Annotated in this window: 26 protein-coding genes; 13 read left to right on the plus strand and 13 right to left on the minus strand. The window is 73.6% G+C overall.

Going from position 1 to position 25,248, the window contains the following annotated elements:
- Nucleotides 1–40 precede the first annotated feature (40 nt).
- Nucleotides 41–1,789: an MFS transporter gene (locus tag PH189_RS05825; protein WP_337994132.1), complete on the minus strand. Its 1,749-nt coding sequence runs from the start codon at nucleotides 1,787–1,789 to the stop codon at nucleotides 41–43.
- Nucleotides 1,790–1,951: 162 nt separating this feature from the next.
- Between PH189_RS05825 and PH189_RS05830 the strand changes: the two genes are divergently transcribed.
- Nucleotides 1,952–2,923 (plus strand): aldo/keto reductase, encoded by a 972-nt coding sequence (locus PH189_RS05830; protein WP_274187812.1) that lies wholly within the window; start codon nucleotides 1,952–1,954, stop codon nucleotides 2,921–2,923.
- A 1-nt stretch (nucleotide 2,924) separates the two neighbouring features.
- Here PH189_RS05830 and PH189_RS05835 read toward each other — a convergent pair whose 3' ends face one another.
- The 3 genes from PH189_RS05835 to PH189_RS05845 form a co-directional block, all read right to left on the minus strand.
- A complete protein-coding gene (locus PH189_RS05835) occupies nucleotides 2,925–4,472 on the minus strand; it encodes an acyl-CoA synthetase (protein WP_274187813.1) in 1,548 nt (515 codons plus the stop codon).
- 2 nt (nucleotides 4,473–4,474) lie between these two features.
- Nucleotides 4,475–5,263: an SDR family NAD(P)-dependent oxidoreductase gene (locus tag PH189_RS05840; RefSeq protein ID WP_274187814.1), complete on the minus strand. Its 789-nt coding sequence runs from the start codon at nucleotides 5,261–5,263 to the stop codon at nucleotides 4,475–4,477.
- A gap of 106 nt (nucleotides 5,264–5,369) precedes the next feature.
- Nucleotides 5,370–5,810, minus strand: coding sequence for a GNAT family N-acetyltransferase (locus PH189_RS05845; protein ID WP_274187815.1), 441 nt, complete (start codon nucleotides 5,808–5,810; stop codon nucleotides 5,370–5,372).
- Nucleotides 5,811–5,895: 85 nt separating this feature from the next.
- Between PH189_RS05845 and boxC the strand changes: the two genes are divergently transcribed.
- The 4 genes from boxC (at nucleotide 5,896) to PH189_RS05865 (ending at nucleotide 10,994) form a co-directional block, all read left to right on the plus strand.
- Nucleotides 5,896–7,626, plus strand: a complete 1,731-nt coding sequence (gene boxC, locus PH189_RS05850) for a 2,3-epoxybenzoyl-CoA dihydrolase (protein WP_274187816.1) — start codon at nucleotides 5,896–5,898, stop codon at nucleotides 7,624–7,626.
- A 7-nt stretch (nucleotides 7,627–7,633) separates the two neighbouring features.
- Nucleotides 7,634–9,061, plus strand: coding sequence for a benzoyl-CoA 2,3-epoxidase subunit BoxB (boxB, locus tag PH189_RS05855; protein WP_274187817.1), 1,428 nt, complete (start codon nucleotides 7,634–7,636; stop codon nucleotides 9,059–9,061).
- Nucleotides 9,062–9,200: 139 nt separating this feature from the next.
- Nucleotides 9,201–10,817: a benzoate-CoA ligase family protein gene (locus PH189_RS05860; protein WP_274187818.1), complete on the plus strand. Its 1,617-nt coding sequence runs from the start codon at nucleotides 9,201–9,203 to the stop codon at nucleotides 10,815–10,817.
- On the plus strand, nucleotides 10,818–10,994 hold the full coding sequence (locus tag PH189_RS05865; RefSeq protein WP_274187819.1) for a hypothetical protein: 177 nt from the start codon (nucleotides 10,818–10,820) through the stop codon (nucleotides 10,992–10,994).
- Here the strand turns inward: PH189_RS05865 and PH189_RS05870 are convergent, their stop codons facing one another.
- The 5 genes from PH189_RS05870 to PH189_RS05890 all read right to left on the minus strand — a co-directional run bounded on the left by PH189_RS05870 (nucleotide 10,995) and on the right by PH189_RS05890 (nucleotide 15,157).
- Nucleotides 10,995–11,912 (minus strand): SCO6745 family protein, encoded by a 918-nt coding sequence (locus PH189_RS05870; RefSeq protein WP_274187820.1) that lies wholly within the window; start codon nucleotides 11,910–11,912, stop codon nucleotides 10,995–10,997. It abuts the gene before it with no gap.
- Entirely contained in the window at nucleotides 11,900–12,442 is a 543-nt protein-coding gene (locus PH189_RS05875; RefSeq protein WP_274187821.1) for a hypothetical protein, read from the minus strand. Before PH189_RS05875 ends, PH189_RS05870 begins: the two co-directional genes overlap by 13 nt.
- Nucleotides 12,443–12,745: 303 nt before the next feature.
- Nucleotides 12,746–12,949 carry a hypothetical protein gene (locus PH189_RS05880; protein WP_274187822.1) on the minus strand — a complete coding sequence of 68 codons (204 nt, stop codon included), beginning with the start codon at nucleotides 12,947–12,949 and terminating at the stop codon, nucleotides 12,746–12,748.
- A gap of 196 nt (nucleotides 12,950–13,145) precedes the next feature.
- Entirely contained in the window at nucleotides 13,146–14,162 is a 1,017-nt protein-coding gene (locus PH189_RS05885) for a phosphotransferase family protein (protein WP_274187823.1), read from the minus strand.
- Nucleotides 14,159–15,157 carry a zinc-dependent alcohol dehydrogenase family protein gene (locus PH189_RS05890; protein ID WP_274187824.1) on the minus strand — a complete coding sequence of 333 codons (999 nt, stop codon included), beginning with the start codon at nucleotides 15,155–15,157 and terminating at the stop codon, nucleotides 14,159–14,161. Before PH189_RS05890 ends, PH189_RS05885 begins: the two co-directional genes overlap by 4 nt.
- Nucleotides 15,158–15,277: 120 nt before the next feature.
- Between PH189_RS05890 and PH189_RS05895 the strand changes: the two genes are divergently transcribed.
- From PH189_RS05895 to PH189_RS05905, 3 genes are all read left to right on the plus strand, one after another.
- Nucleotides 15,278–15,958, plus strand: coding sequence for a TetR/AcrR family transcriptional regulator (locus PH189_RS05895; RefSeq protein ID WP_274187825.1), 681 nt, complete (start codon nucleotides 15,278–15,280; stop codon nucleotides 15,956–15,958).
- The gene (locus tag PH189_RS05900; protein ID WP_274187826.1) at nucleotides 15,955–17,148 is read left to right on the plus strand and encodes a cytochrome P450; all 1,194 of its coding nucleotides are present in this window, start codon (nucleotides 15,955–15,957) and stop codon (nucleotides 17,146–17,148) included. Before PH189_RS05895 ends, PH189_RS05900 begins: the two co-directional genes overlap by 4 nt.
- A 65-nt stretch (nucleotides 17,149–17,213) precedes the next feature.
- On the plus strand, nucleotides 17,214–17,843 hold the full coding sequence (locus PH189_RS05905; protein ID WP_274187827.1) for a thermonuclease family protein: 630 nt from the start codon (nucleotides 17,214–17,216) through the stop codon (nucleotides 17,841–17,843).
- A gap of 134 nt (nucleotides 17,844–17,977) precedes the next feature.
- Here PH189_RS05905 and PH189_RS05910 read toward each other — a convergent pair whose 3' ends face one another.
- A complete protein-coding gene (locus PH189_RS05910) occupies nucleotides 17,978–19,381 on the minus strand; it encodes an FAD-binding oxidoreductase (protein ID WP_274187828.1) in 1,404 nt (467 codons plus the stop codon).
- Between the two features lie 127 nt (nucleotides 19,382–19,508).
- Here PH189_RS05910 and PH189_RS05915 point away from each other — a divergent pair, with 127 nt between their 5' ends.
- The 3 genes from PH189_RS05915 to PH189_RS05925 are packed head-to-tail and all read left to right on the plus strand — an operon-like array spanning nucleotide 19,509 to nucleotide 21,529.
- Nucleotides 19,509–20,096 (plus strand): superoxide dismutase, encoded by a 588-nt coding sequence (locus PH189_RS05915; RefSeq protein ID WP_274187829.1) that lies wholly within the window; start codon nucleotides 19,509–19,511, stop codon nucleotides 20,094–20,096.
- Between the two features lie 28 nt (nucleotides 20,097–20,124).
- Complete coding sequence (locus tag PH189_RS05920; protein ID WP_274187830.1) at nucleotides 20,125–20,484, plus strand: hypothetical protein; 360 nt, start codon at nucleotides 20,125–20,127, stop codon at nucleotides 20,482–20,484.
- A gap of 28 nt (nucleotides 20,485–20,512) precedes the next feature.
- Nucleotides 20,513–21,529, plus strand: a complete 1,017-nt coding sequence (locus PH189_RS05925) for an NAD(P)-dependent alcohol dehydrogenase (RefSeq protein WP_274187831.1) — start codon at nucleotides 20,513–20,515, stop codon at nucleotides 21,527–21,529.
- Nucleotides 21,530–21,605: 76 nt separating this feature from the next.
- On the opposite strand, the gene PH189_RS05930 is transcribed toward PH189_RS05925, so the two are convergent.
- On the minus strand, nucleotides 21,606–22,298 hold the full coding sequence (locus PH189_RS05930; RefSeq protein ID WP_274187832.1) for a hypothetical protein: 693 nt from the start codon (nucleotides 22,296–22,298) through the stop codon (nucleotides 21,606–21,608).
- A 55-nt stretch (nucleotides 22,299–22,353) separates the two neighbouring features.
- Between PH189_RS05930 and PH189_RS05935 the strand changes: the two genes are divergently transcribed.
- The gene (locus tag PH189_RS05935; protein WP_274187833.1) at nucleotides 22,354–22,638 is read left to right on the plus strand and encodes a hypothetical protein; all 285 of its coding nucleotides are present in this window, start codon (nucleotides 22,354–22,356) and stop codon (nucleotides 22,636–22,638) included.
- Nucleotides 22,639–22,806: 168 nt separating this feature from the next.
- Here the strand turns inward: PH189_RS05935 and PH189_RS05940 are convergent, their stop codons facing one another.
- Together PH189_RS05940 and PH189_RS05945 are read right to left on the minus strand one after the other, a co-directional pair.
- Nucleotides 22,807–23,148, minus strand: a complete 342-nt coding sequence (locus PH189_RS05940; protein WP_274187834.1) for a YrhK family protein — start codon at nucleotides 23,146–23,148, stop codon at nucleotides 22,807–22,809.
- Between the two features lie 169 nt (nucleotides 23,149–23,317).
- Entirely contained in the window at nucleotides 23,318–23,956 is a 639-nt protein-coding gene (locus PH189_RS05945) for an OmpA family protein (RefSeq protein WP_274187835.1), read from the minus strand.
- Nucleotides 23,957–24,211: 255 nt separating this feature from the next.
- On the opposite strand from PH189_RS05945, the gene PH189_RS05950 reads away from it, so the two are divergent.
- Nucleotides 24,212–25,225, plus strand: a complete 1,014-nt coding sequence (locus PH189_RS05950) for an ornithine cyclodeaminase (RefSeq protein ID WP_274187836.1) — start codon at nucleotides 24,212–24,214, stop codon at nucleotides 25,223–25,225.
- The last annotated feature ends 23 nt before the right edge of the window (nucleotides 25,226–25,248 follow it).

The following is a 25,248-nucleotide window of genomic DNA, read 5'->3' on the forward strand; positions in this document are numbered from 1 at the left end:
CGTTCAGGGCGCGCGCAGACGGAGGGCCAGGTTCGCCCGGTCAGGTGCGGGCGGGCTCCGGGGTCGGGTCGAGGACCACGTCGCCGCGGGTGGTCAGCCCGTCGGTGAGCACGATCTGCTGCGCGGTCGGGGCCCGTCCCGCGGCCCCGGCGACGAGCAGGTGGTCGCCGGGCCTCGCGCGCAGCGTGTAGTCGCCGGCGTCGTCGGTGACCGCACGGCCCGCCTCGTGGCCCGCCGTGTCGACGAGGGTCAGCGTCGCCCCGGCCACCGCGCGCCCGCCACCGTCGCGCACCGCTCCCACCAGCCCCGTGCCGACGGGCTCCGCAGGCTCCGCGGGCTCACCGGCCTCGGTGGAGGCCGTCCGGGTGGTGACGGCGGACCGCGCGGTGGTCCGGCCGGCGGGGATGAGGAACCCGACGACGACGGCGCCGACGACGAAGATGCCCGCGGCGACCGTGAACGCGGTCGTGTAGCCGTGCAGCGCGGCGGCGAGCGGCGGCACCGCGAAGCCGGCGGCCGCGGTGCCCGCGATGCTCGAGAGCAGCGCGGTGCCGACCGACCCGCCGACCTGCTGCATCGTGTTCACCGACGCCGACGCGACGCCCGCGTCGCCGGGCTCGACGCCGTAGGTGGCCGTGTTGATCGACGTCGACATCGCCGTGCCCATGCCGAGACCGATCATCAGCAGCGGGCCGAGGACGTGGGCCGCGTAGCCCGACTCCGGGGTGAGGAACGAGAACCAGAACAGCCCGCCCGCGCCGAGCAGCATTCCGACGACCACGAGAGGCTTGGGCCCGGTCCGCGGGAGCAGGATCGCCGGCACGGTGTTCGCCGCCAGCACGATGCAGGCGACCATGGGCAGGAACGCGACCCCGGTCATCAGCGGCGAGAAGCCGAAGACCTGCTGCATGACGTAGGCGAGGAACAGCGTCACGCCGAACATGCCCGTGGTGAGCACGAGGATCGTCAGGAACGACCCGCCGCGGAAGCGGTCGAGCACGACCCGCAGCGGCAGCAGCGGGGCCTTGACCCGGCGCTGGACGAGCACGAACGCGACGAGCAGCACGAGGCCGGCGGCGAGGAAGGCGTAGACCAGCGGCGAGGTCCAGCTGTCGGTCTCCGCGCTCGCGAAGCCGTAGACCACGCTGAACAACCCGGCCGACGCCAGCACCGTGCCCACGACGTCGAGGTGCGGCCGGTGCTCGACCGGCTGCGCCGGGAGCAGCAGCGAGGCGCCGACGAAGGCGACCGCCGCGAAGACCGCGTTGACGTACATGCACCAGCGCCAGTCGACGTACTGGGTGAGCGCTCCGCCGAGCAGGAGCCCGATCGCGGCGCCGGAGCCGGCGAGGGCGGCGAACACCCCGAAGGCGCGCGCCCGTTCCCGTCCCTCGGTGAACGTCGTCGTCAGCAGCGACAGGGCGGCCGGGGCGAGCAGCGCGCCGAACACGCCCTGCAGGGCGCGCGCCGCCACCAGCAGCTCGAAGCCGGGGGCGAGACCGCCGAGGATCGACGCTACGGCGAAGCCGACCAGGCCGACGAGGAAGGCGCGCTTGCGTCCGAAGAGGTCGGAGAGGCGGCCGCCCAGCAGGAGCAGGCTGCCGAACGCCAGCGCGTAGGCGGTGATGATCCACTGGCGCTGCGCGTCGTCGAAGCCGAGGTCGGCCTGCGCCGACGGCAGCGCGATGTTCACGATCGAGTTGTCGAGGATGACCATCAGCTGGGCGATCCCGATCACGGCGAGGATCAGCCAGCGTCGCCGGACGGGTGGTGCTTCGGGGGTGCTCACGTGGCGTACGACCGTTCTGGGGCGATTCTTGGGGGGTTCGACCGAGTCGGGAACGGCGATGTCCCTGGCTGCCGACGCTGTGGAGTCGAGCGCGGACGGGGTCCCGTCGATTCCCGCGTGGACGTGTGAATCGATCGGCGGTTCGTGGGGCAGGCTGACGGCATGGAGTTCACGAAGCTCGGCATGACCGGTGTCGACGTGTCGAGGATCTGCCTGGGGTGCATGAGCTACGGCGTCCCCGACCGGGGCACCCACCCGTGGTCCCTCGACGAGGACGCCTCGAAACCCTTCTTCCGCCAGGCCCTCGACGCCGGCATCAACTTCTTCGACACCGCGGACGCCTACTCCGACGGCACGAGCGAGGAGATCACCGGCCGCGCGCTGCGCGAGATGGCCGATCGCGACGAGGTCGTCGTCGCCACCAAGGTCTTCATGCCGATGCGCCAGGGCCCGAACGGCGGCGGCCTCTCGCGCAAGGCGATCATGACCGGGATCGACGCCTCGCTGCGGCGCCTCGGCATGGATTACGTCGACCTCTACCAGATCCACCGCTGGGACTACGGCACGCCGGTCGAGGAGACGCTCGAGGCGCTGCACGACGTCGTCAAGGCGGGCAAGGTCCGCTACATCGGGGCGTCCTCGATGTGGGCCTGGCAGTTCGCGAAGGCGCTGCACCTGCAGGACGTCAACGGCTGGACCCGCTTCGTCACGATGCAGGACCACTACAACCTGCTCTACCGCGAGGAGGAGCGGGAGATGCTGCCGCTGTGCGGCGACGAGGGCGTCGGCGCCATCCCGTGGAGCCCCCTCGCGCGCGGCCGGCTCACCCGCGACTGGGACGACTCGACCGGCCGGCAGGAGACCGACGAGGTCGGCAAGTCGCTCTACCGCGACACCGACCGGCACATCGTCGAGGCCGTCGCCGAGATCGCCGAGAAGCGCGGCGTCTCCCGGGCCCAGGTGGCGCTCGCCTGGGTGCTGAACAACCCCGTCGTCGACGCCCCGATCATCGGCGCGACGAAGGAGCACCACCTGGCCGACGCCGTCGCCGCCGTCGACCTGCGTCTCGACGACGACGAGATCCGTGCGCTCGAGGAGCGCTACGAGCCCCGCGGGGTCGCCGGGCACCGCTAGGTCACCGGGCCGGCGATCGGCTCCCGGTCAGGGTCGCCCGCACGTCGGTCTTCAGGATCTTCCCGACGGTGGACCGCGGCAGGGCGTCCCAGAACTCGATCTGCTTGGGCGCCTTCACGCTGCCGATCCGCGCCTTGACGAACGCGACGAGGTCGTCGCCGGACACCGCGCGCTCCGGCACGAGCTCGACCACCGCCGTCACCCGCTCGCCCCACTTCTCGTCCGGGAGCCCGACCACCGCGCAGTCGCGGACGGCCTCGTGCGCCATGAGGGCCTGCTCGACCTCGGCGGAGTACACGTTGAAGCCGCCGGTGATGACCATGTCCTTGGCCCGGTCGACGATGAACAGGTAGCCGTCGTCGTCGAGGTAGCCGATGTCGCCGGTGTGGTGCCAGCCGTGCGCGGACACCTCCGCGGTGGCCTCGGGGTTCTTGTAGTAGCCGGCCATCACCAGCGACCCGCGCACGACGATCTCGCCACGCTCACCGGCCGGCAGCAGAGCACCGGCGTCCGACATGATCGCCACCGTCACCAGCGGCGACGGCCGGCCCGCGGACGCGAGGCGGGACCGGGCCACCGACCCGTCCCGCAGGCGGTGCTGGGCGGGCGACATCGTCGAGACCATCATCGGCGCCTCGGACTGCCCGAAGAGCTGCGCCATCGGCCCGATCCGCTCGAGCGCCTCCTCCAGGCGCGCCACCGACATCGGTGCGGCGCCGTACCAGAAGCACTGCAGCGAGCTCAGGTCCGTCCGGTCCAGGTCGGGGTGCCCCAGCACCATGTAGATCAGCGTCGGCGGCAGGAAGGTGTGCGTGACGTGGTGGTGCTCGACGAGGGCGAGGAACCGTCCCACGTCGGGCGTCGCCATCACGACGATCTCGCCGCCGAGGGCCATCACCGGGAAGCAGAGCACACCCGCGGCGTGGGTGAGCGGGGCGAGCGCGAGGTAGACCGGCCGCCCCTCGAACGGATAGCTCATCAGCGTGATCGCCGACATCGCCTCGAGGTTGCGGTCGGTCAGCATCACGCCCTTCGGTCGCCCGGTGGTGCCCCCGGTGCCGACGAGGGCGACGACGTCGTCGGGCGGCTCCGCCTCGGCGGGCGGGTCGCCGTCGGCGGCCGCCAGCCAGTCGGCGAACCCCGGGGCGTCGCCGCGCGGCCCGTCCAGGCACACCACGGTGTGCAGCTGGGGGAGCGCCGGGGCGATGGAGGCGACGAGCTCGCCGAACCCGCTCTGGAAGATCAGCGCGGCGCAGTCGAACAGGTCCAGCAGCTCGCGGTTCTCGTCGCCCGCGTTGCGCGGGTTGATCGGGCACCAGACGGCGCCGGCACGGGCGATGCCGAAGACGCAGGCGAACGCGACGGGATCGTTGGCCGAGAGGATGCCGACCTTGTCCCCGGGCCGGACGCCCGAGCGTCGCAGCGCCCGGGCGACCCGGTGGCTCAGGTCGACGACGTCGCCGTAGGACAGTGACGTGCCGTCGAGGGTCAGGCAGGGGGCGTCCGACCCGAGCGACGCCCCCTTGTCCAACCAGGACGTCAGGGCCACGTCTACATGCCCATCCCGCCGTCGACCGGCAGGCCGACGCCGTTGACGAAGCGGGACGCGTCCGAGGCGAGGAACACCGCGGCGTCGGCGATGTCGGACACCTCGGCGAGGCGCCCGGACGGGGTGAGCTCGACGACCGCGCCGACGGCGGCGTCGGGGCTCTCGAAGAGGCCGAGGGCGGAGGTCTCGACCGCGAGCTTCACGCCCATGTCGGTGGGCACCAGGCCGGGGTAGAGGCAGTTGACCCGGACGCCGTAGCCGAGCTTGCCCGACTCCATCGCGGCGACGCGGGTGAGCCGGTCGACGCCGGACTTGGTGGCCGAGTAGCCCGCGATCGCCGGGAAGGCGATGGTCGCGGCCACCGACGAGATGTTGATGACCGACCCGCCGTGTCCGGCCGCGCCACCGGGGCGCATGGCGCGGAAGGCGTGCTTGAGCCCGAGCATCGTGCCCAGGACGTTGATCTCGAGCATGCGACGGACGTCGTCGGGCTCGGTGTCGACGAGCAGCGAGGTGACCTCGATGCCGGCGTTGTTGACCAGGACGTCGAGCCCGCCGAGCGCGGTGACGGTGTGCGCGACGGCCGCCTCCCACTGCGCGTCGTCGGTGACGTCGAGCTCGACGAAGCGTGCGCCCGGGATCTCGGCCGCGGCCTGCTCGCCGACGTCCTTGAGCACGTCGGCGAGCATCACCGAGGCGCCGGCGGCGGCCATCGCCGATGCCATCCCGGCGCCGAGCCCCCGGGCGCCGCCCGTGATCAGCACTCTCCGGCCGGCGAGCTGGTCACTCATCCGCTGTCCCCTCGTCGTGCGCCGCTCGTGCGACGCAGATCACAACGTAGGGAGGTCCGTGCCGAGCAGACAAGGTCCACCTGATCTCCCGCGCGCGGCCTCCGGGTCACGCCCGGCCCGGCGCCGCTCCGGACGCGACCTTCTTGCGCAGCTCGCCGACCTCGGTGGCCGTGAAGCCGTGCGCGCCGAGCCACTCCCGCACGGTCTCGCCGTCGGGGTGACGGGTGGGGACGACGTTGTAGACGTAGTTGAGCTGCCGCGACGCGGCCTCGCGCTCGAGGTTCTCCAGGACGAACGCCCCGACACCGGTGCCGCGGGCCTCGGGCGCGGCCACGATCAGGATCTCGGCGTCGCCCCAGGTGTCGTCGAGGCGCCCGTAGCCGACCGCCGCACCGGCGTCGTCCTCGACGCGCCACCACGTGTCACCGAGGTGCTGGCCCACCTCGGGGTAGCCCAGCCCGAAGAGCGTCGGCGGCAGGTCGCCCAGTGCGGCGGCCTTGCCCTGGTCCCAGCGGGGTTCCTGCTCGGCGATCCACTGCCACGTCATCCGGTCCTCCAACGTTCTACAGCTCTATGCATCGGCGTCGAATTCTCGTAGACTGTGGCCCGCACGACAAGGGAGGACCACCACCGTGACCGTTCTCGAGGACGCTCCGGCCGCCCCGCAGGCTGCCGGTGCCGACGCCCCGCCGCAGGTCGACTTCGACACCGACCCCACGCGCTACCGCCACTGGCGGTACGAGGTCGAGGGTGAGACCGCCTGGGTCTACCTCGACGTCGCCGAGGACGGCGGGCTGGTTCCCGGCTACGAGCTCAAGCTCAACTCCTACGACCTGGGCGTCGACATCGAGCTCTACGACCTCACCCAGCGCCTGCGCTTCTCCCACCCCGAGGTGCGCAGCGTGGTGCTCACCAGCGGCAAGGAGTCCAACTTCTGCGCCGGGGCGAACATCCGGATGCTCGCCCAGTCGAGCCACTCGTGGAAGGTGAACTTCTGCAAGTTCACCAACGAGACCCGCAACGGCATCGAGGACATGACCGCGAACTCGGGTCAGACCTGGCTGGCCGCGCTCAACGGCACCGCGGCGGGCGGCGGCTACGAGATGGCCCTCGCGTGCGAGACGATCCTGCTGGTCAACGATCGGTCCAGCGCCGTCGCGCTGCCCGAGGTACCACTGCTCGGCGTGCTGCCCGGCACCGGCGGGCTCACCCGCGTCACCGACAAGCGCCATGTCCGCAAGGACCGCGCCGACATCTTCGCCACCAAGTCCGAGGGCTTCCAGGGGCCCAAGGCCGTCGACTGGAAGCTCGTCGACGAGACGGTCTCGCGCAAGCAGTGGGACGCCACGGTGCGCGAGCGCGCGGCGGAGGCCGCGGCCGGGTCGCACCGGCCCGTCGACGGTCACGGAATCAGCCTGCCGCCGTTGGCCCGCGAGGTCACCGCTGAGTCTGATTCTCTGGCTTCGATCCGCTACCCCAACGTGCGCTGCGACATCGACCGCGGCGCGCGCACCGCGACGATCACGGTGCTCGGCCCCGAGCCGCACGCCGTGCCCGAGTCGCTCGAGCGCATCCACGCCCTCGGCGCCGACTTCTGGCCGCTGGCGATGACCCGCGAGCTCGACGACCTCATCCTGCGGCTGCGCACCAACGAGCTCGAGATCGGCACCTGGCTGATCAAGACGCAGGGCTCGATCGAGGGCGCGCTGGCCTTCGAGCGGGTCATCGCCGAGCACTCGTCGTCCGACTGGCTCGTCAACGAGATCCGCCACTACTTCAAGCGGACCCTCAAGCGCCTCGACGTCACCAGCCGCACGCTGATCGCACTGATCGAGCCCGGCAGCTGCTTCGCCGGCGCCCTGCTCGAGCTGGCCCTCGCGTGCGACCGCCAGTACATGCTCGAGGGCACCTTCGAGGACCACGACGAGGAGCAGGACCCGGCGCAGATCGTGCTCACCGCGTCGAACTTCGGCACGTTCCCGATGGGCAACGGGCTCACCCGCCTGCAGTCCCGCTTCTACGGCGACGACGAGACGCTCGCGGCGCTCGAGGCCGGCTCGCGCTTCACCGGCGCGCAGGCCGAGGAGGCCGGCCTGGTCACCGACGCCCCCGACGACATCGACTACGAGGACGAGATCCGCATCCTTCTCGAGGAGCGCGCCTCGCTGAGCCCGGACGCCCTCACGGGCATGGAGGCGAACCACCGTTTCGTCGGCCCGGAGACCATGGAGACGCGGATCTTCGGCCGCCTGACCGCCTGGCAGAACTGGATCTTCATCCGCCCGAACGCCTCGGGACCGGAGGGCGCGCTGCGCCGCTACGGCACGGGACGCAAGGCCGACTTCGACCAGAAGCGAGTGTGACCCCACCATGACCTCCGCACGCCCGAAGATCGACTTCGACGCGAAGATCCCGAACAACGTCGACCTCGCGTCCGACCGCAAGCTCCAGCGCGCCCTGGAGCGCTGGCAGCCGAACTTCCTCGACTGGTGGGGCGACATGGGCCCGGCCGTCGACACCAAGGACGTCTACCTGCGCACGGCGGTCGACGTCGGCCGCGAGGGCTGGGCGCACTTCGACCACGTCCCGATGAACGAGTACCGCTGGGGCGTCTTCCTCTCCGAGCACGACCCGGACCGCAAGATCGCCTTCGGCGAGCACAAGGGCGAGCCGGTCTGGCAGGAGGTGCCCGGCGAGTACCGCGCCGACCTGCAGCGCCTGATCGTCATCCAGGGCGACACCGAGCCCGCGTCGGTCGAGCAGCAGCGCTTCCTCGGCGCCACCGCCCCGTCGCTCTACGACATGCGCAACCTGTTCCAGGTCAACGTCGAGGAGGGCCGTCACCTGTGGGCGATGGTCTACCTGCTGCACGCCTACTTCGGCCGCGCCGGGCGCGAGGAGGCCGACCAGCTGCTGGCGCGCAACTCCGGCTCGGACGACTCGCCACGCATCCTCGGGGCCTTCAACGAGGAGACCCCGGACTGGCTGTCGTTCTACATGTTCACGTACTTCACCGACCGGGACGGCAAGTACCAGCTCGGCACGCTGAAGGAGTCGGGCTTCGACCCGCTCTCGCGCACCTGCGAGTTCATGCTCAAGGAGGAGGCCCACCACATGTTCGTGGGCACCACCGGCATCGACCGCGTCGTGACCCGCACCGCGCAGCTGATGAACGAGCACGACTCCGACGAGGTCGCCGGGGCCGGCGGCATCCCGCTGGAGATGATCCAGAAGTACATCAACTTCCACTACACGGTCTCGCTGGACCTCTTCGGCAACGAGTCGTCCACCAACGCCGCGAACTACTTCACCGCCGGCATCAAGGGTCGCTGGCAGGAGGAGCGCCGCAAGGACGACCACCTGCTCACCGACGACGCCGGCGCCGTGGACGCCGTGCGCGACGGGCAGATCACGACCACCGAGGTGCCGGCGCTGCTGGCCCTGAACCAGGACCTGCGCAGCGAGTACATGAGCGACTGCCGCGGCGGGCTCAAGCGCTGGAACCGCATCCTCGAGAAGCACGGGATCGACGCGCGCCTGTCCCTGCCGCACGTCGGCTTCAACCGGCAGGTGGGCGCGTTCGCCGGCAGCCACATCACCCCCGAGGGCAAGATGATCTCGGCGGAGGACTGGAAGGCCCAGGAGTCGAAGTGGCTGCCCACCGAGGTCGACAAGACCCACGTGCGCGGGCTCATGCACCCCGTCCTCGAGCCGGGCAAGATCGCCGGCTGGATCGCCCCGCCGTCCAACGGGATCAACGACAAGCCCATGGACTTCGAGTACGTGCACTTCAACTGAGCGTCACCCCGCCCGGGGCGAGCCGGGGGCTTTTCTGACGTTGAGTGCAAGCCCTGCGTCCACGCTTGCACTCAGTGCCAGGAAAGCCACATCCTCGCCGTCACCACCCGTCACGCCGACCACCACGGAGCTGGCGCCCATGTCGGAGTCGTTCAACGCCACGGACTACCTCGTCGGTCGTCGGCTGGCGGCCGGTGAGGGCGACCGGGTGGCGGTGCGGGCGCCCTCGCGCACGCTGACCTACGCCGAGCTGGACGCCGAGGTCGGCCGCGTGGCCGCGGGGCTCGCGGCGCTGGGCGTCCAGCCCGAGCAGCGGGTCGTCATGTGCATGGTCGACGAGGTCGAGCTGTTCACCGGCATCCTCGCGACGATGCGGCTCGGCGCGGTGGCCGTGCCGGTGTCGACGATGCTGCGCGGCCCCGAGCTCTCGGTGCTCGTGGCCGACTCGCGCAGCCGGCTCGTGCTGTGCTCCGCGACCTTCGCCGACGTCACCCGCGCCGCGGTGCTCGCGACACGCCAGCGGGGCGGCGACGTCGGCGAGGTCGTCGTCACCGGCGACGACCCCTCCGGCTTCGGCCCCGAGGTGGGCGCGCGCACGTGGGCCGAGATGCTCGCCGCCGGCGAGGCGCTGGGCGGCATCCCGCCGGCGTACGACACGTGGGACGAGTCCCAGGCGCTGTGGCTCTACACCTCGGGCACCACCGGCAAGCCCAAGGCCGCGATGCACCGGCACGCCGACATCCGCACGGTGTGCGAGACCTACGGCCAGCAGGTCCTCGGCATCCGCGCGGGAGACCTGTGCCTCTCGGTGGCCAAGCTGTTCTTCGCCTACGGCATCGGGAACTCGATGTTCTTCCCGCTGTCGGTGGGCGCGGCGGTCGTCCTGGAGCCGTCCCGGCCGACCCCGGCGCTGCTCGCCGAGCTCGCCGCCCGCCACCGGGTGACGATGTTCTTCGGCACCCCGAGCTCCTACGGCCCGCTGCTGGCCGCCGCCGAGTCCGGGCAGATCGACGCCGCGGCCTTCGCCACCGTGCGCCAGGGCGCGTCCGCGGGCGAGGCGCTGCCCGCCCGGATGGTGAACGGGATGCGCTCGGTGTTCGGCGTCGAGGTGCTCGACGGCATCGGGTCCACCGAGGCGCTGCACATCTACCTGTCGAACCGGCCCGGCGAGGTCGTGCCCGGGACGTCGGGCGTGCCCGTCCCCGGCTACGACGTCGAGATCCGCGGCACGGACGGCCGGCCCGTCCCCGACGGCGAGACCGGGACGCTCTACGTCCGAGGCGACTCGATCTGCACGGGCTACTGGTGCCGCACCGCCACCAACCGCCTCGTGTTCGAGGGGGAGTGGCTGCGCACCGGCGACACCTACATCCGCAACGCCGACGGCACCTACACCTGCCTCGGGCGCACCGACGACGTGCTCAAGGTCGGCGGCATCTGGGTGACGCCGGCCGAGGTCGAGGAGCGCCTGGTCGCGCACCCGAGCGTGGCCGAGGTCGTGGTGGTCGCGGTGTCGGACGACGACGGCCTCGACGTCCCGGTGGCGTGCGTCGTCCCGCGTGAGGGCCACACCGTCGACCCCGAGGCGCTCGTGGCCTGGTGCCGCGAGGGTCTGGCGTCGTTCAAGCGCCCGCGCCACGTCATCGCCATCGACGAGGTCCCGCGCACCGCGACCGGCAAGGTCCAGCGCTTCCGGCTGCGCGAGCTCGCCTCCGCACGTGTCGGCGAGGGCCGCGCCCTGCAGGCGGCGCTCTAGATGGCCGGCGACCGCAGCGACCGGACCGACCCGCTCGCGACGGCCGACCAGCCGCCGACCGAGGGCGAGCCCGCCTACCGCCCGACGATCGAGCCGGGCGGCGACGTCCCGGGCGCGGTGCAGGGCTCCGACCACGAGGAACCGATCGACGGCCCGGAGCCCGAGCCGGAGAGCTGATCAGCCGGCCAGCCGCTTCGCGGGGTCGGACGGCGCCGCGTCGAGGGCGATGAGGGCGTCCGACCAGTCGTCGAGCTGCTTGGTGATCCCCGGCAGGTCGGGGCCGATCGCCTCGACCACGGACTGCTGCATCGCGTCGGTGCGCCCCTCGAGGTCCGCGCGGTGCCGCAGGCCGGCCGCGCTGAGCCGGTCCTCCTCGACCAGGCCGCGGTCCCGCAGGCGGGCGACGGCGGCGTCGATCTGCTCGGGGCCCCAGCCCCGCGACGCGGTGTAGGCGCCGAGCGGATAGCCGCACCAGAGCTCGGTGAGCACGTTCATCTGCACCGCGTCGAGCCCGTCCACCGCACAGACCGCGAGGTGCGAGTCGCCACGGTGCTCGCGCAGCACGTGACACGCGTGGACGACGCCCGCGAGCGGGTCGGTCGGCCACGGCTCGGTGGTCAGGCCGGTGAACAGAAGGCGGGCGGTGGAGTCGGCGGCGTCGATGCCTCGGCGCAGCCCCTCCACCACGGACGCCGCCTCGGCGTCGACGTCCCCGAGCAGGCGACGCAACGTGGCGCCCGGGGCGTCGATGCGCACCCGGACGAGGTCGGCGAGCGGGACCGCGGCGACGCCCGCCTCGTACTCGGGCCCGACGAGGTCCGGCGCGAAGACACCGAGCGCCGCCACCGCGACGGCGGTCGGCGGTGTGCCGAGCGGCGCGGTGCGCTCGCGGACATAGGCGGCGAAGTAGTCGTCCAGTCCCAGCCGGGCGTAGCCCTCGGCGGCCTCGGGCGACCAGATCGACAGGCACGCCAGCGGCTCCATCGCGTCGCGCAGCGCCCGGGCCGGCGACGGCTCGCGGCCGGCGGGCGGGTCGGCGGGGCGGGGACGGTCCGGCGGGGCGAAGAACAGGCCACGCATCGTCACGTAGTCCACGGGGTCTCCTCGGGTTCGTCGTCGAGGGCGTGCCACACGACCCCGGCCGAGACGGCGTCCGGCGCCGACAGGACGCCGTGCAGGCGGGCGACCTGCGCGACGAGCCGCTCCGGTTCGCACTCGTGCACGGACGCCTCCTCGCGCAGGACCGCCGTGACGAGGTCGACGACGCCACTCACCCGCCAGCGGCACAGCGACGTCGCGAGCACACGGGCCGAGCGCGCCACGAGGGCGAGCTCCTCGGGTCGCGCGTCGGGGAGCGTGATGCGGTCGGGGTCGCGGAGCACCGGCCGGGTGAGCCCGCTCCAGGCCCGCAGCGCCAGGCCGCCTGCAAGGGGGTCGGGTGGGGTCGCGCCGTCGGCCTCCGCCTCGCGCAGGGCGAGCATCAGGCCCGAGACCTGCCCGAGCGCCCGGACCCACTCGCAACGCGTACCGGGTGGCGCAGAGGTGCCGGCCGCCGCGTCGTCGGCGGGGGGCCGCGGGTGCGGCGCCGCCTCCCGGTGCTGGACCGCGTGCTCGTCGTCCCCCATCGATCCCCCCTCGCCCGAACGGCCCACACCGGGGTCGTCGTCGCCGGACGGTAGAGAGGGTCGGTCGCTCTCTGCATCAGGGAAAACCCTCGAACGTTCGGTCCCCACTCGAATGCCACGGTAGTAGCAGTACGGAGAGTTGCTCGCGGCGTGCGCGACGGGGTCAGAGCGCGGCGACGAGGCCGACGACCCCGTCGCGGCCGACGAGCTCCTGCTCGGCGCCCATGACCTCCTGCGGAGGACGACGCTGCCGGCGGGCCGGCGGGTCACGATCGACGCCCGCGGCGCTGCCCGACGAGGCGCTCAGAGCGCCGACGCCAGCTCCGGGTACCAGGCACTGACCGTGAGGTCGAGCTCGGCCAGGTCGGGGTGCCGGAAGAGCAGGGACTCGTCGGGGCTCAGCCGCTGCGGTCGGCGCCCGCCGGTGGGGCAACCGTCCTCGTGGCGGAGCGGGTAGAGCTTCCAGACCCGCACGGACTCGCAGTAGTGGCACTCGCCAGTGATCATCGGGGAACTCCGGGCACGTCGGCGACCTCAGAGGGAACGGCCCCGCGCGTCGACGCCGAGCGCGGGGACGCTGCCAGTGTGGTTCCCGGCCGTGCTCCTGCGACCCCGTTCCGTGACCGCGCCCACGGTGTGACGCGCGCCCACCCCTACGTGCGTGATCTTCTGAGCTATCACTCGGAAGATCACGCACGAGGGGTCAGCCGTCCAGCTCCGCCAGCGCGGTCTCGGCCTGCACGATGATCGCCTCGGGGCCCGTGACCTCGTCCGGGTCGGCGTCGGCACCCATGTCGCCCGCGCGGTAGCGGGTCCAGACGCCGGCGTGGATGCACGCGGCCCGCCAGCGTGCGAAGGCCAGGTAGTAGGCGATGTCGACGTCCGCGGTGCCCGTCGCCGCGGTGTAGCGCTCGATGAGCTCGCCGCGGGTGGGGTATCCGCCGGCCGGGGTCGGGCTCGGGAGGGCCTCGGGCACCGTGTCGCCCGGCTCGCTCCACGACACGAGCAGGTGCCCGAGGTCGCAGAGCGGGTCGCCGATCGTCGCCAGCTCCCAGTCGAAGACGGCGACCGCCTGCCCGTCGGGGGAGTAGGCGATGTTGCCGGGCCGGTAGTCGCCGTGGACGATCCCGACCGCGCCCTCGGGGACGCGCGCGGCGAGGGCGTCGTGGGCCGCGTCGAGGGCGGAGAGGTCCTCCATCGCCGACGAGTGGGCCTGCCGGTGCCAGCGCTTGAGCTGGCGCGCGACGAAGTTGCCGGGCCGGGCGAGGTCGTCGAGCCCCACCTCGCCGGGCTCCACCGCGTGCAGGGCGGCGAGGACGTCGATCGTCGAGGTGCCGACGACCGCGCGCGCCTCCTGCGGCACCTTCTCGCCGGACTCGGTGTCGTTGAGGACCTTCCCGGGCGCGAAGTCCATGACGTAGAGGTCGGCGCCCCAGACGTCGTGGTCGTCGCAGAACGCGCGCGGCGTCGGGACGGGGACGTCGGTCGGGTTGAGCGCGGAGAGGAACCGCCACTCCCGGCTCATGTCGTGGGCCGTCTCGAGCACCCCGCCCAGTGGCGGGCGCCGCAGCGCCCACGCGTGCCCGGCCTCGTCGGTGACGCGGTAGGTCAGGTTGGAGCGCCCGCCGGTGATCCGGGTGAACTCGAGCGCGCCCTCGATCTCGTCGATGTGGTCGCGGAACCAGCGCACGACGACGTCGGGGACCTCCTCGGCGCTCATGACGCACCGCCCGGGCGCAGCACGATCTTGCCGACCTGGGTGTTGGACTCGAGGTGCCGGTGCGCGTCGACCACCTGGTCGAGGCCGTCGAACACGCGGTCCACCTGCGGGGAGAAGGAGCCGTCACGCAGGCCGGCGCCGACGAAGGCGCCGGCGCGGCGGAGCCGCTCGGGATCGTGGGTCATCGCGAACAACGTATAGGTCCGCATCCACAGATCGGGCAGCGTCTCGGCCGGGAACGGTGTCGGCTGCCCCGAGAGCAGGCCGTGGATCGTGAGGATGCCGCCCGCCGCGGTCGCCCGGGCCAGATCGGCGACGGCGGGACCGGCGACGGCGTCGAAGACGTGCTCGCAGCCCCGTCCGTCGGTGATCTCCAGGACGCGGTCGACGAGGTCCTCCTCGCCGGTGGCGACGACGTGCGCGGCGCCGGCGTCGCGCAGCTGCGGCGCCTTCGAGCTCGATCGGCTGGTGGCGATCGGGACCGCGCCGACGCGGTTCGCGACCGCGATCGCCGCGAGCCCCACGCTCGACGTGGCGGCGGTGATCAGGACGTGGTCGCCGGCCCGGAGCCCGCCCGTCTCGACCAGCCCGCCGTACCCGACGAGGAACGGCATCCACACCGCGGCGCCGTCGACCCAGCTCGTCGCGTCCGGCAGCGGCACGAGCGCGCGGGCGGGGACGACGGCGCGGTCGGCGTAGACGCCGTAGTCGTTCATCGAGAACGCCGGGACGACGCTGACCCGGTCGCCGACCGACCAGCGCGTGACGCCCTCGCCCAGCGCCGCGACCGTGCCCGAGCACTCGTAGCCGAGGCGGGCCGGCAGCTGCGTGGCTTCGATGTACTCGCCGCGCCGGAACATCGACTCGGCCCGGTTGAGGCCGATCGCGGCGACGTCGACGGCCACCTCGCCCGGCCCCGGGGTCGGGTCGGGTTCCTCCTCGATCCGCAGCACGTCGGGGTCGCCGAGCTCGGAGAACCGCACCGTCCTCGTCATGACCGCAGAGCTTGCCGCCTCGACGATCACGACGCACGGTCTGTCGCCGCGCTCGCCGGAGGTCTAACGTGACCCGTGACCGGAAATGAATTCCAGTCACGAGTCACGAGGAGGTCCCGGGTGAGCCGGGTGGCACGGATGCTGGACGCGGCGGGGGAGCTGCTGCTCGCCCACGGCTACCGCCGGGTGACGATCGAGGACGTCGCCCGCCGGGCCGGCGTCGGCAAGGGCACCGTGTACCTGCACTTCGCGAGCAAGCTCGACCTCTTCGCGGGGGTCCTCGTCCGCGACTCGATCGGCACGACGCGCGACCTGCTGGCCGCGCTGCACGCCGACCCGCGCGAGGCCGCTCTCGACACGACCCTGCGCTCGACGTTCCTCGCCGTGCATCGCCGGCCCCTGAGCCGGGCGCTGCACACGGGTGATGTCGAGATCCTCGGCGCGGTCGTGACGGACACCAAGGCGGGCCTGGAGGTCGTCACCGACAAGACGGAGTTCGCCGCCGAGCACTTCGCGATGCTCCACCGCCACGGCCTGCTCGCCGACGACCCCGCGACGACGCCGGACCTGACCTACCGGCTGCGCGCCGCGGTGATCGGCTTCTTCCTCGACGACCTCGTGCCCACCGACGGCATGGGTCTCGCGGCCCGGGCCGACGCCCTGGCCACCCTCGTCCGTGCGGGTTTCGCCCCGCCGGGCGAGCCCGACGCGGCCGCGCTCGCCGCGGCTGCGCCCGAGCTCGCCGCGCTCTACGAGCGCACCATCCACCACCTCACCGCGGCCCTCCCGGAGGAGCCATGAGCACGAACGCCGTTGTCGACCTGCCACCCGACCTGCCTCCCGACACCGCCGACCTGCCCGTCCTGCTGGACTGGCTCGCGGCACGCCGCGCCGACGCCCCCGTCTGGCGTGACCGCTACGGCCTGCACCACGTCTTCCGGCACGCGGACGTCGAGGTCGTCCTGCGCGACGTCGCCACCTTCAGCTCCGACTTCTCGGCGGTCATGCCGGGCTCCGAGGCGATGAGCAAGGGGATGCTGACGCGGCTCGACCCGCCGGAGCACAAGGCCCTGCGGCACCTGGTCAGCGCCGCGTTCACGCCCCGTCGCGTCGCGGCCCTGGAGCCGCGGATCCGGGAGCTGACGCGGTCGATGCTCGACGGGGCGGGCGCGTCGTTCGACCTGGTCGACACGCTCGCCTTCCCGCTGCCGGTCACGGTGATCGCCGAGATGCTCGGGCTGCCCGCCTCGGACCGTCCACGCTTCCGCGGGTGGGCCGAGGGCCTGTTCTCGATGCAGGTCGACGACCCGAAGGAGGCGGTCGCCGACCCGGCGGTCCGCGACGCGATGGGCGAGATCACCTCCTACCTCGGCGACTGGTGCCGGGCACGACGCGCCGACCCCACCGACGACCTGATCTCCGCGCTGGTCACCGCCGAGGTCGACGGGCGGCGTCTGGACGACGAGGAGGCCGCCAACTTCTCGATGCTCCTGCTGCTCGCCGGGCACATCACCACGACGCTGCTGCTGGGCAACGCGGTCCGGGTGATCGACGAGAACCCGGGCACCTGGGCAGGCCTGCGCGCCGAGCCCTCGGCGATCCCGTCGGTGATCGAGGAGGTGCTGCGGCTGCGCCCGCCCTTCCCGATGACCGCCCGCGCGACGACCCGCGACGTCGAGATCGCGGGGACGACGGTGCCGGCGCGCTCGATCGTCATGCCGTGGCTGCTCTCGGCGAACCACGACCCCGACGCCCACCCCGACCCGGAGCGCTTCGACCCGACGCGCGCCGGCATCGGCGGCGGCTCGCAGCTCGCGTTCGGGCACGGCATCCACTTCTGCCTCGGCGCCCCGCTGGCCCGTCTCGAGGCGCGCGTCGCGCTCGAGGAGATGACCTCCCGGTGGGCTGGGGTGTCCGTGGGCGAGGGGGAGCAACGCCCGTACACGGGTCGTGTGCTCGGGACGCGGCGACTGCCGGTGGTCGCGACCTGATCGGGTGACCGCCGGCCCCGGTGACCGAACGTCGATTACTGATCACGATCAGTCACTATGACGGCGTGTCCCGTGCCGCGCTCGCGCGCTTCGTCCTCGGGGTCGCCGTCGCTGTGTGCGCCTCGGCCGCCGTGTTCACCCTGGTGACCCTGCGCGGGCCGGTGATGGCCACCGTGCCGGCACCCGATCCGGCCGCCGTGCTGACCGGCGCGGCGGACGCGCCGGTGGGCGAGCGGGTGGTCGTGCAGACCGTGGTCGACGCGGTCACCTTCGACGCGCGCCTGCCCGACGGCGGGCCCGTCGTGCGGGTGCGCGCCCTGGGCGTGCAGCCGCCCGGCGCCTGCTACGGCGCGCAGGCCCGGGCGTTCGCGGCGCAGGTGCTCGACGGCCGCGCAGTGATCCTGGGCGCCGGGGCGGGCCCCGCGACGGACCGCTTCGACCGCCGGCTCGCGGCCGTGTCCCTCGTCGGTGGCTCCGACTACGCGGTGCTCGCGTCCGAGGCCGGCATCGCGCGCGCCTACGCCGCCGACGCCCGGCCGGAGGCCATGACCGCCGTCCGCGCGGCCCAGGACCGCGCGAGGCTGGCCGAGCGCGGCGTCTGGGGCGAGCCGTGCCGTGGTGCCGAGACGCCCTCGCCCGCGGGGTCGTCGGCCACCGCGACGAGCACGACCACGAGCAGCGCGCCCGGTTCCTGACACCCCCGGTGCCAGCCCTGCGTCCACGCTGGCACTCAACGTCAGGATCGCCACATGGTCGCGAGCGCGACACGCCGTGGGTACTCAGCGCCCGGTGCCGTCGCCCCTGCCGCATCGGACCCGTGCACCCACGCTCACAGGACCTTGCCCGGGTTGAGGATGCCGTGCGGGTCGAGGGCGGCCTTGACCGCGCCCTGCATCGCCAGCACCTCGGGGCTCTGCTCGCGCTGGAGCCCCTCGCGCTTGAGCAGCCCGACGCCGTGCTCGCCGGTGACCGTGCCCCCGAGCGACAACGCGTCCGCGAGGATCTCCTCGAACGCGGCCTGGGCGCGCCGCCGCGCCGGCTCGTCGCCGACCGGGGTGATCAGCAGCGGGTGCAGGTTCCCGTCGCCGGCGTGGGCGATGTTGGCGATCGTGGTCTCGTAGCGCCGCCCGATGTCCTGGATGCGACCGAGCATCTCGGGCACCGCGGCCCGGGGCACGCAGACGTCCTCGGTGAGCACCGGGCCGAGGCGCTCGAGGGCCGGGTACGCCAGCCGGCGGGCGGCGAAGAGCGCGTCGGCCTCCTCGGGGTCGGCGGCCTGCGCGGCGAACGTCGCGCCCGCCGCCTCGAAGTGCGCCAGCATCTCGGCCGCCTCGGCGTCGCCCGCCGCCCCGGGGGCGTCGGAACGCCCGAGCAGCACGACGTCGGCCTCGGCGGCCAGACCCATGTTCTTCCAGGCGTCGACGGCCTCGAGGCAGGTGCGGTCGACCAGCTCGAGCGCCGACGGCGTGAGCCCGGCCGCGGTGATCGCGGCGACGGCGCGGCCGGCGTCGACGACGGAGTCGAAGTAGCCCGCGACCGTGTGCTCGGGGGCGCGGGCCGGGCGCAGCTTGACGGTGACCTCGGTGATCACCCCGAGCGTGCCCTCGGACCCGACCATCAGCCCGGCGAGGTCGAGCCCCGCGACGCCCTTGGCGGTACGCCGGCCCAGGCGCACCAGCTCGCCGAGCCCGTTGACGATCTGCATGCCGAGCACGTAGTCGCGGGTGACGCCGTACTTGACGCAGCACACCCCGCCGGCGTTCGTGGCGACGTTGCCGCCGATCGTCGACCAGGGCGAGCTCGCGGGGTCCGGCGGGTACCAGAGCCCGCTCTCGGCGCAGGCGGCGCGGAGGTCGTCGTTGACGACACCGGGCTGCACGACCGCGAGGCGCTCGGAGCCGTCGATCTCCACGATGTCGGTCATGTGCTCGGTGGAGAGCACCACGGCGCCCTCGCTCGCGTTCGCCCCGCCCGACAGGCCGGTGCCGGCGCCGCGCGGCACCAGCGGTGCGCGGTGCTCCAGACAGGCGCGCACGACGGCCTGGGCCTCCTCGGCGGTGCGCGGGCGCGCGACCGCCGCGGGCACCGCGTGCGGCGCCCACTCCGCGTCGTCGTGGGCGTAGCTCGCCAGCACGTCGGGGTCGTCGAGCACGCGACCGGCGGGCAGCGCCGCCAGGAGCGCCCCCACGACGGGAGCCGGTGTCGCGGCCGGAGGTACGGCGGTGGTGCTCATGGCGCGCCCCTTCGTCGGGTCGGTCGGCCCACGGTAACCGCCGTCGGGCGTCCGTCGGAGAGGTCGACGGGACGCGACCGGACACACCGAGTGAGAGCGCGGACACACAGCGTGCCAGGATCGTCCCGTGTCGCGCCCGATCGCCCGTCTCGCCCGTCTCGCCCTGCTCGTCGGCGGAGCCTCCCTCGTCGCCGCCTGTTCCGGATCCGCGGACGCGGCGGGCCCGCTCGTCACCGAGGGCGTCCTCGCCACGCCGGCCCAGGGCGGCCCCGCGATGACCTACGCGCCGGCCACCGCGCCCGAAGGGGCGCAGGTTGCCCTCGAGGTGGTCCCCGGCGACGGGTCGACGACGGCGACCTTCCGCGTCACGGGAATGCTCCCGGACCGCGGCTACGCCGTGCACGCGCACGTCCGCCCGTGCGGGCCGACCGGCAACGACGCAGGCCCGCACTTCCAGAACCGCGTCGACCCGGCCGCGACCCCGCAGGCCCCGTCGTCCGACCCCGCCTACGCCAACCCGCAGAACGAGGTCTGGTTGGACCTGAGCACCGACGCCGAGGGTGCCGGGACGGCGACGGCCACCGTGCCGTTCGCGTTCCCCGACCGCGCCCCGGCCTCGGTCGTCGTGCACGAGAAGGAGATGACGGCGACCGCCCCGGGCCAGGCCGGCACCGCAGGCGGGCGCCTGGCGTGCCTCACATCGACCTGGCGCTGACCGCCCCAGCGGCTAGCGTTCCCGCTCGATGAGCGCCGGACCGACCCTGACCGTCTGCCGCGACTGCTGTTGCGGCACCTCGCGCAAGCACCCCGGAGTCGATCACCGCGCCCAGCTCGAGCGCTTCCGCGGCGCCCCCGGCCGCGTCCGGGTCAGCGACTGCCTCGACGCCTGCGCCTACTCCAACGTCGTCGTGGTGTCGCCCTCGGCGGCCGGTCGCGCCGCCGGCGCGCGCCCGGTGTGGCTCTTCGGCGTGCTCGACGACGAGACCGAGGCGGAGGTCGTCGCGTGGGTGGAGGCCGGCGGGCCCGGGGTGGCCGACCCGCCGGGTCTGCTCGACCTCCGGATCTTCACGCCGGCCCGGAAGGTCCGCGCGGCCGTCGACTGAGCCCCGACGGCCGTGTAGGACGGGGCCCATGAGCGACCAGCAGCGCGTGGCCGTGCTCCAGGAGCCCGAGCACATGACCGTCGAGACCCGGCCGGTGCCGACGCCGGGCCCGGGCGAGGTGCAGGTCGCCGTCCGCGCCGTGAGCGTGTGCGGCTCGGACGTGCACTACTACGACCACGGGCGCATCGGCGGGTTCGTCATGCACGCCCCGCTGGTGCTGGGTCACGAGACGTCGGGCGTCGTGAGCGCCGTCGGCGATGGCGTCGAGGAGCCGGTCGTCGGGACGCGGGTGGCCGTCGAGCCGCAGCGCAACTGCGGTCGCTGCGAGCAGTGCGTCCGCGGGCGCTACCACCTCTGCCCGCACATCGCGTTCTTCGCGACGCCCCCGGTCGACGGGTCGTTCGCGCAGTACGTCGTGGTGCCCGCCACCAGGGCACACCCGGTGCCCGACGCGCTCTCCGACGACGCCGCCGCGATGATCGAGCCGCTCGCCGTCGCCGTGCACGCGGCGGGCAAGGCCGACATCGGGCCGGGGACGCGGGTGCTCGTCACCGGCGGCGGACCGGTGGGCCTGCTGTGCCTGCAGGTGGCGCGGGCCCGCGGCGCGGGGCACGTGACGGTGTCCGACCCGGTGGAGCGCCGGCGGGCGGTCGCGCCCGACTTCGGGGCCGACGCCGTGCTCGACCCGTCCGTGCAGGCCGCGGAGGACGTGCCGCCGGTCGACGTCGTGCTCGAGTGCAGCGGGGTGCAGCCGGCCGTGGACCTCGCGGTCGCCGCGACCGCCCCGGCCGCGACCGTCGTGCTGGTCGGCACGGGCGCGCAGGTCACGCTGCCCCTCGATGTCGTCCAGTCCCGCGAGCTCGTGCTCAAGGGCGTGTTCCGGTACGCCCACGTCTACCCGGCCGCGATCGCCCTCGCCGCGTCCGGAGCCGTGCGGCTCGACGACATGGTGACCTCGCACCACGACCTCGACGGCGCGGTCGACGCGCTGCTCGCGGCCCGCCACGACCCCGAGGCCATCAAGGCGGTCGTGCGGCCGGGCTGAGACACACCACCGGCCGGACCGCGCGAGGCGGTCCCGGCCGGAGGTGGGTTGCTGGGTTGCTGAGTGCTGGAGTGGGTCAGGCGGCGACGGCCGCGCCGATGCCGCTGACGGCCTCGGAGGCCCGGCGGGCGATGCCGCGGAGCTGGTCGCCGGGACGCTGCTGCTCGCTGGCCTGCGCGGAGAGCACGACGATCGCACCGGTGAGCGCCGGGATCGCGTACTGCAGGGCGTGCAGCTGCCGGTTGGCGCGGGCGACGTCGACGGGCAGCGACTCGGCCGCGGCGCTGACGGACTGCCCGATGCGCTTGTCGGCCTCGCGGACGGCTTCGGTCGCGTCGCTCGCCCCGCCCTGCTTGGCGGTGCCCGACGGCACCGGCGAGGTGGTCGACGACGAGACGTCGTTCGCCTGGTGGACCACGGCGTCCTCGACCTTCTTGCCGACGAGGCGCGTGTAGCCCGACGCGGCGAGGGCGGCCACGGTCAGCGCCAGCTTGGCGTTGACGGTGCCCGCGTGACCCTTCTGGGCCACCGCCCGCTTGCGGTTCGCCGCGAGCAGGCCGGCGCCGCCGATGACGTGCGCGCCGATGGCGAGGGCGTTCACCGGGCTCCACTTGGCCCAGCCGATGCTCGAGACGCGGTCGGCCGTGCGGCGGTCGCCCGACTCCTCGGCCGCGGCGTTGAGGCCGGCGAGGCCGAACAACGAGCCACCGAACCAGGCGGCGAGGCCGACGTCGTGCATGGCGTGCAGGACGGTGTTGCGTGTGCTCATGGGGGCTCCCTCGAGTCAGGACACGTCAGAGCGCCGCGGGATCACCGCCGATGTCGTGACGGGGGTGGCGGACGGACCGCTGGACGGGGCTGAGCTGCTCAACCCGTTGCGTGAGGGCTATCCGGTGAGCAGCGGCGCAAACCGCCGTCGCGGTGTCGGTAGCCACGTCGGGGAAGCGCTCGCCCTGCTCGACCGCCTGCTGCCGACGCCGGGGGATGCGCCGCCCGAGCCGGGTCACATGCTTCCCGAGCAGCCCTGGTGGCAGCGCCTGGTGACCACGCTCGACCGCAGCGCCGCCGTCTACCACCACGAGATCGACGACGAGATCCTGCGCCGCTGACCACGTGCGTGGTCGTCCCGGTCGTGCCCGGGACGACCACGCACGTCGTCGGTCAGCTCGAGCCCTCCGAGGTGAGCTGGACGAGGAACCGGTGGCAGTGGTGCTCCGGGCTGCTCGCTCGACCCGGGGCTCCGACGTCCCCGTTCACGGGCACTCCGGTCGCGCCCGTCAGAAGTCCCGTGCCACCTCGTTCGGCGTGCCCCTGGTGAGGCTGCGGAGCTGGACACGCCGGGTGAGCCGGATCAGCGGCCGGATGCCGAGCTGGACGCTGCCGATGACGAACAGCGTGACGCCGACGTTGAAGAGCTCGTGCCAGTAGAAGGCGACGCTGCCGACGGTGAAGAAGATGAAGATCCCGATGTCGTTGATGATGCTGAGCAGCTCGAAGCGCTGCCTCAGCACGAGCTCCTGGTTCCCGAGCGTCAGGGTGATGGGCTGACCCTCGTGGCCGGCGTCCGGGTCCTGCTGGTCCTGCTGGTCCTCGGCCTGGTCGCTCGTGTCCTGGCTCATCGGCCTGCCTCCGCTGTGTCCGGCGGGGTGTCCCCCACGTGTCGGCCTCAGAGGTGGGTGATCCGAGGGATCGACAAACCCCGTCGGTGGGTTTGCGGGCTCTGTCCGGCGGGGCTTGATGGTCACTCCGGGTCTCGCAGCGGCCGGGATCACCGACGTGACCGGCCACCTATCCCACGCGCAGCTCCACCCGCCGGCTGGCCTCGAGCGACCCGAGCGGGTCCCGCGGGCCGACGCCGACGGCCGTGAGGCTCCCGGCGGGCACCCCGGCGGCCTCCAACCGGCGCACGATGTCCTCCGCGCGTTGCTGCGAGAGCGTCTGCGCGTCCCCGGTGTCGTCGCCGGTGGGCGCGGTGTGGCCCTCGACGGTCACCGCCGGCCCGGGACTCGCCTTCAGCACGGCGGCGATCCGGTCGACCGCCTCCGTCGCCGCGGCGTTCGGCGTGGCGCTGTCGGCGGGGAAGCGCAGGGGCGTCGCGACGAGGACCTCGTCGATCGTCGCCTGGAGCACGGCGACGTCGGGGGCGCCCGCGGCGCGGGAGGTGGTGGACGTCCCGGGGGGCGGCGCGCCGGGCGTCGCCGCGGCCGGGGAGGGCGTGCTCGACGTCCGCGTCAGTGCCACGGCGACGGCCACCCCGCCCAGGAGCAGCACCGCGAGCAGGGCGATCAGCAGCACGCCCCGCCGGCCGCCGACCCGCGCCGCGTGGGTGCCGCCGCCTGCCGGGCCCCGGCCGCCCCACCAGTGCGCGCCCGTGCCGGGCCCGCCCGTGACGCGTCCACGATGCAGCCCGCCGCCTCCGCCCGTCACCGGACCTCGCCACCTCCTCCACAGGTCGTGACGCACTGTGCCCGGTCCGATGCCCGACTCGCCCGGGTCCGGACGGAAAGAGGCCGGACGGCGCTCCTGCGGTTGGGCCGAACGGCGCACGTGAGCGAAGTTCGGGGCTATAGCCCCGAACTTCGCTCACGGGGCTGATGCGTGACGGGGCTGGTGCGTGACGGGGCTGGTGCGTGACGGGCTGGTGCGTGACGGGGCCGGCGCGGGCGGGGAGGATCGACGGTCGTGGCGACCCCGAGCTCCGAACCGGCCCTGCGCGTCCTGCGCCGCGACGACGTGCTGGCCGCGGCGGTGGACGTCGACCCCGTCGCGAGCGTGGAGGCGACGCTGCTCCTGCACGCCCGCGGCGCGACGACCCTCCCCGACGAGGCCTACCTCCCGTGGCACACGGCGTCCGGTGCCTTCGCCCGCAGCCTCGCGCTGCCCGGCGCGGTGTGGGGCGACCGACCGGCCGTGGGCCTCAAGGTGATCAACTCGAGCCTCGACAACCCGTCGCGGGGGCTGCCCCGCGCGCAGGGCTGGACGTTCCTGTTCGACCCGGACACCGCCCGCCCGGTGGCCATGCTGTCGGCCGCGTGGATCTCGGCGACCCGGACCGCGGCCTACACGGTGCTCTCGGCCCGCCGGCTCGCCGCGCCCGGGCTCGACCGGATCGCGGTGCTCGGCTGCGGCGCGCTCGCCGAGTCCCACCTCGACCTGCTGCGCGGCGAGTACCCGGACGCCTCGGTGGTGGTGTACGACCAGGACCCCGCCCGGGCGCGCTCGCTGGCCGCGCTGCGGCGGGCGGAGGTGAGCGACGACCCGCGCACCGCCGTCGAGGGGGCGGGGCTCGTCGTCTGCACGACCACGACCACCACCGGCTACATCGCGCTCGACTGGCTCGCGCCCGGTGCGCTCGTGGCGCACGTGTCCCTCGACGACGTGCTGCCCGAGGTCGTGACCGGCGCCGACCTGGTCGTCGTCGACGACTGGCCCCTCATCGCCGCCGACGACCGCCGGCTGTTCGGCCGGATGCTGCGCGAGGGCACGCTGTGCGGGCCGGGGGAGTCGCGGCCGGGGGCGCGCGCCGTGGACGCGACGCTCGCCGACGTGGTCGCGGGCCGGCACCCGGGGCGCGCGGAGGCGACCGACGTCGTCCTGAGCAACCCCTTCGGCATGGGCGTCCTCGACGTCGCCCTCGCCGCCGACGTGCACGACGCCGCCCTGGCCCGCGACCTCGGCACGGTGCTCGAGCCCTGACGTGCGTGATCTTCCGAGAGCTC

This window comes from Actinomycetospora chibensis (assembly GCF_028737215.1).
Lineage (GTDB): Bacteria > Actinomycetota > Actinomycetes > Mycobacteriales > Pseudonocardiaceae > Actinomycetospora > Actinomycetospora chibensis.

What these genes read in the sequence shown, in the direction of transcription:
- PH189_RS05885 (WP_274187823.1), bottom strand. Translation starts at nt 14,162, where the DNA reads ATGAGCGCCGAGGAGGTCCCCGACGTCGTCGTGCGCTGGTTCCGCGAC.
- PH189_RS05830 (WP_274187812.1), top strand. Translation starts at nt 1,952, where the DNA reads ATGGAGTTCACGAAGCTCGGCATGACCGGTGTCGACGTGTCGAGGATC.
- PH189_RS05860 (WP_274187818.1), top strand. Translation starts at nt 9,201, where the DNA reads ATGTCGGAGTCGTTCAACGCCACGGACTACCTCGTCGGTCGTCGGCTG.
- PH189_RS05930 (WP_274187832.1), bottom strand. Translation starts at nt 22,298, where the DNA reads ATGAGCACACGCAACACCGTCCTGCACGCCATGCACGACGTCGGCCTC.
- PH189_RS05940 (WP_274187834.1), bottom strand. Translation starts at nt 23,148, where the DNA reads ATGAGCCAGGACACGAGCGACCAGGCCGAGGACCAGCAGGACCAGCAG.
- PH189_RS05840 (WP_274187814.1), bottom strand. Translation starts at nt 5,263, where the DNA reads ATGAGTGACCAGCTCGCCGGCCGGAGAGTGCTGATCACGGGCGGCGCC.
- PH189_RS05845 (WP_274187815.1), bottom strand. Translation starts at nt 5,810, where the DNA reads ATGACGTGGCAGTGGATCGCCGAGCAGGAACCCCGCTGGGACCAGGGC.
- PH189_RS05925 (WP_274187831.1), top strand. Translation starts at nt 20,513, where the DNA reads ATGAGCGACCAGCAGCGCGTGGCCGTGCTCCAGGAGCCCGAGCACATG.
- PH189_RS05880 (WP_274187822.1), bottom strand. Translation starts at nt 12,949, where the DNA reads ATGATCACTGGCGAGTGCCACTACTGCGAGTCCGTGCGGGTCTGGAAG.
- PH189_RS05900 (WP_274187826.1), top strand. Translation starts at nt 15,955, where the DNA reads ATGAGCACGAACGCCGTTGTCGACCTGCCACCCGACCTGCCTCCCGAC.
- PH189_RS05910 (WP_274187828.1), bottom strand. Translation starts at nt 19,381, where the DNA reads ATGAGCACCACCGCCGTACCTCCGGCCGCGACACCGGCTCCCGTCGTG.
- PH189_RS05920 (WP_274187830.1), top strand. Translation starts at nt 20,125, where the DNA reads ATGAGCGCCGGACCGACCCTGACCGTCTGCCGCGACTGCTGTTGCGGC.
- PH189_RS05875 (WP_274187821.1), bottom strand. Translation starts at nt 12,442, where the DNA reads ATGGGGGACGACGAGCACGCGGTCCAGCACCGGGAGGCGGCGCCGCAC.
- PH189_RS05865 (WP_274187819.1), top strand. Translation starts at nt 10,818, where the DNA reads ATGGCCGGCGACCGCAGCGACCGGACCGACCCGCTCGCGACGGCCGAC.
- boxB (WP_274187817.1), top strand. Translation starts at nt 7,634, where the DNA reads ATGACCTCCGCACGCCCGAAGATCGACTTCGACGCGAAGATCCCGAAC.
- PH189_RS05890 (WP_274187824.1), bottom strand. Translation starts at nt 15,157, where the DNA reads ATGACGAGGACGGTGCGGTTCTCCGAGCTCGGCGACCCCGACGTGCTG.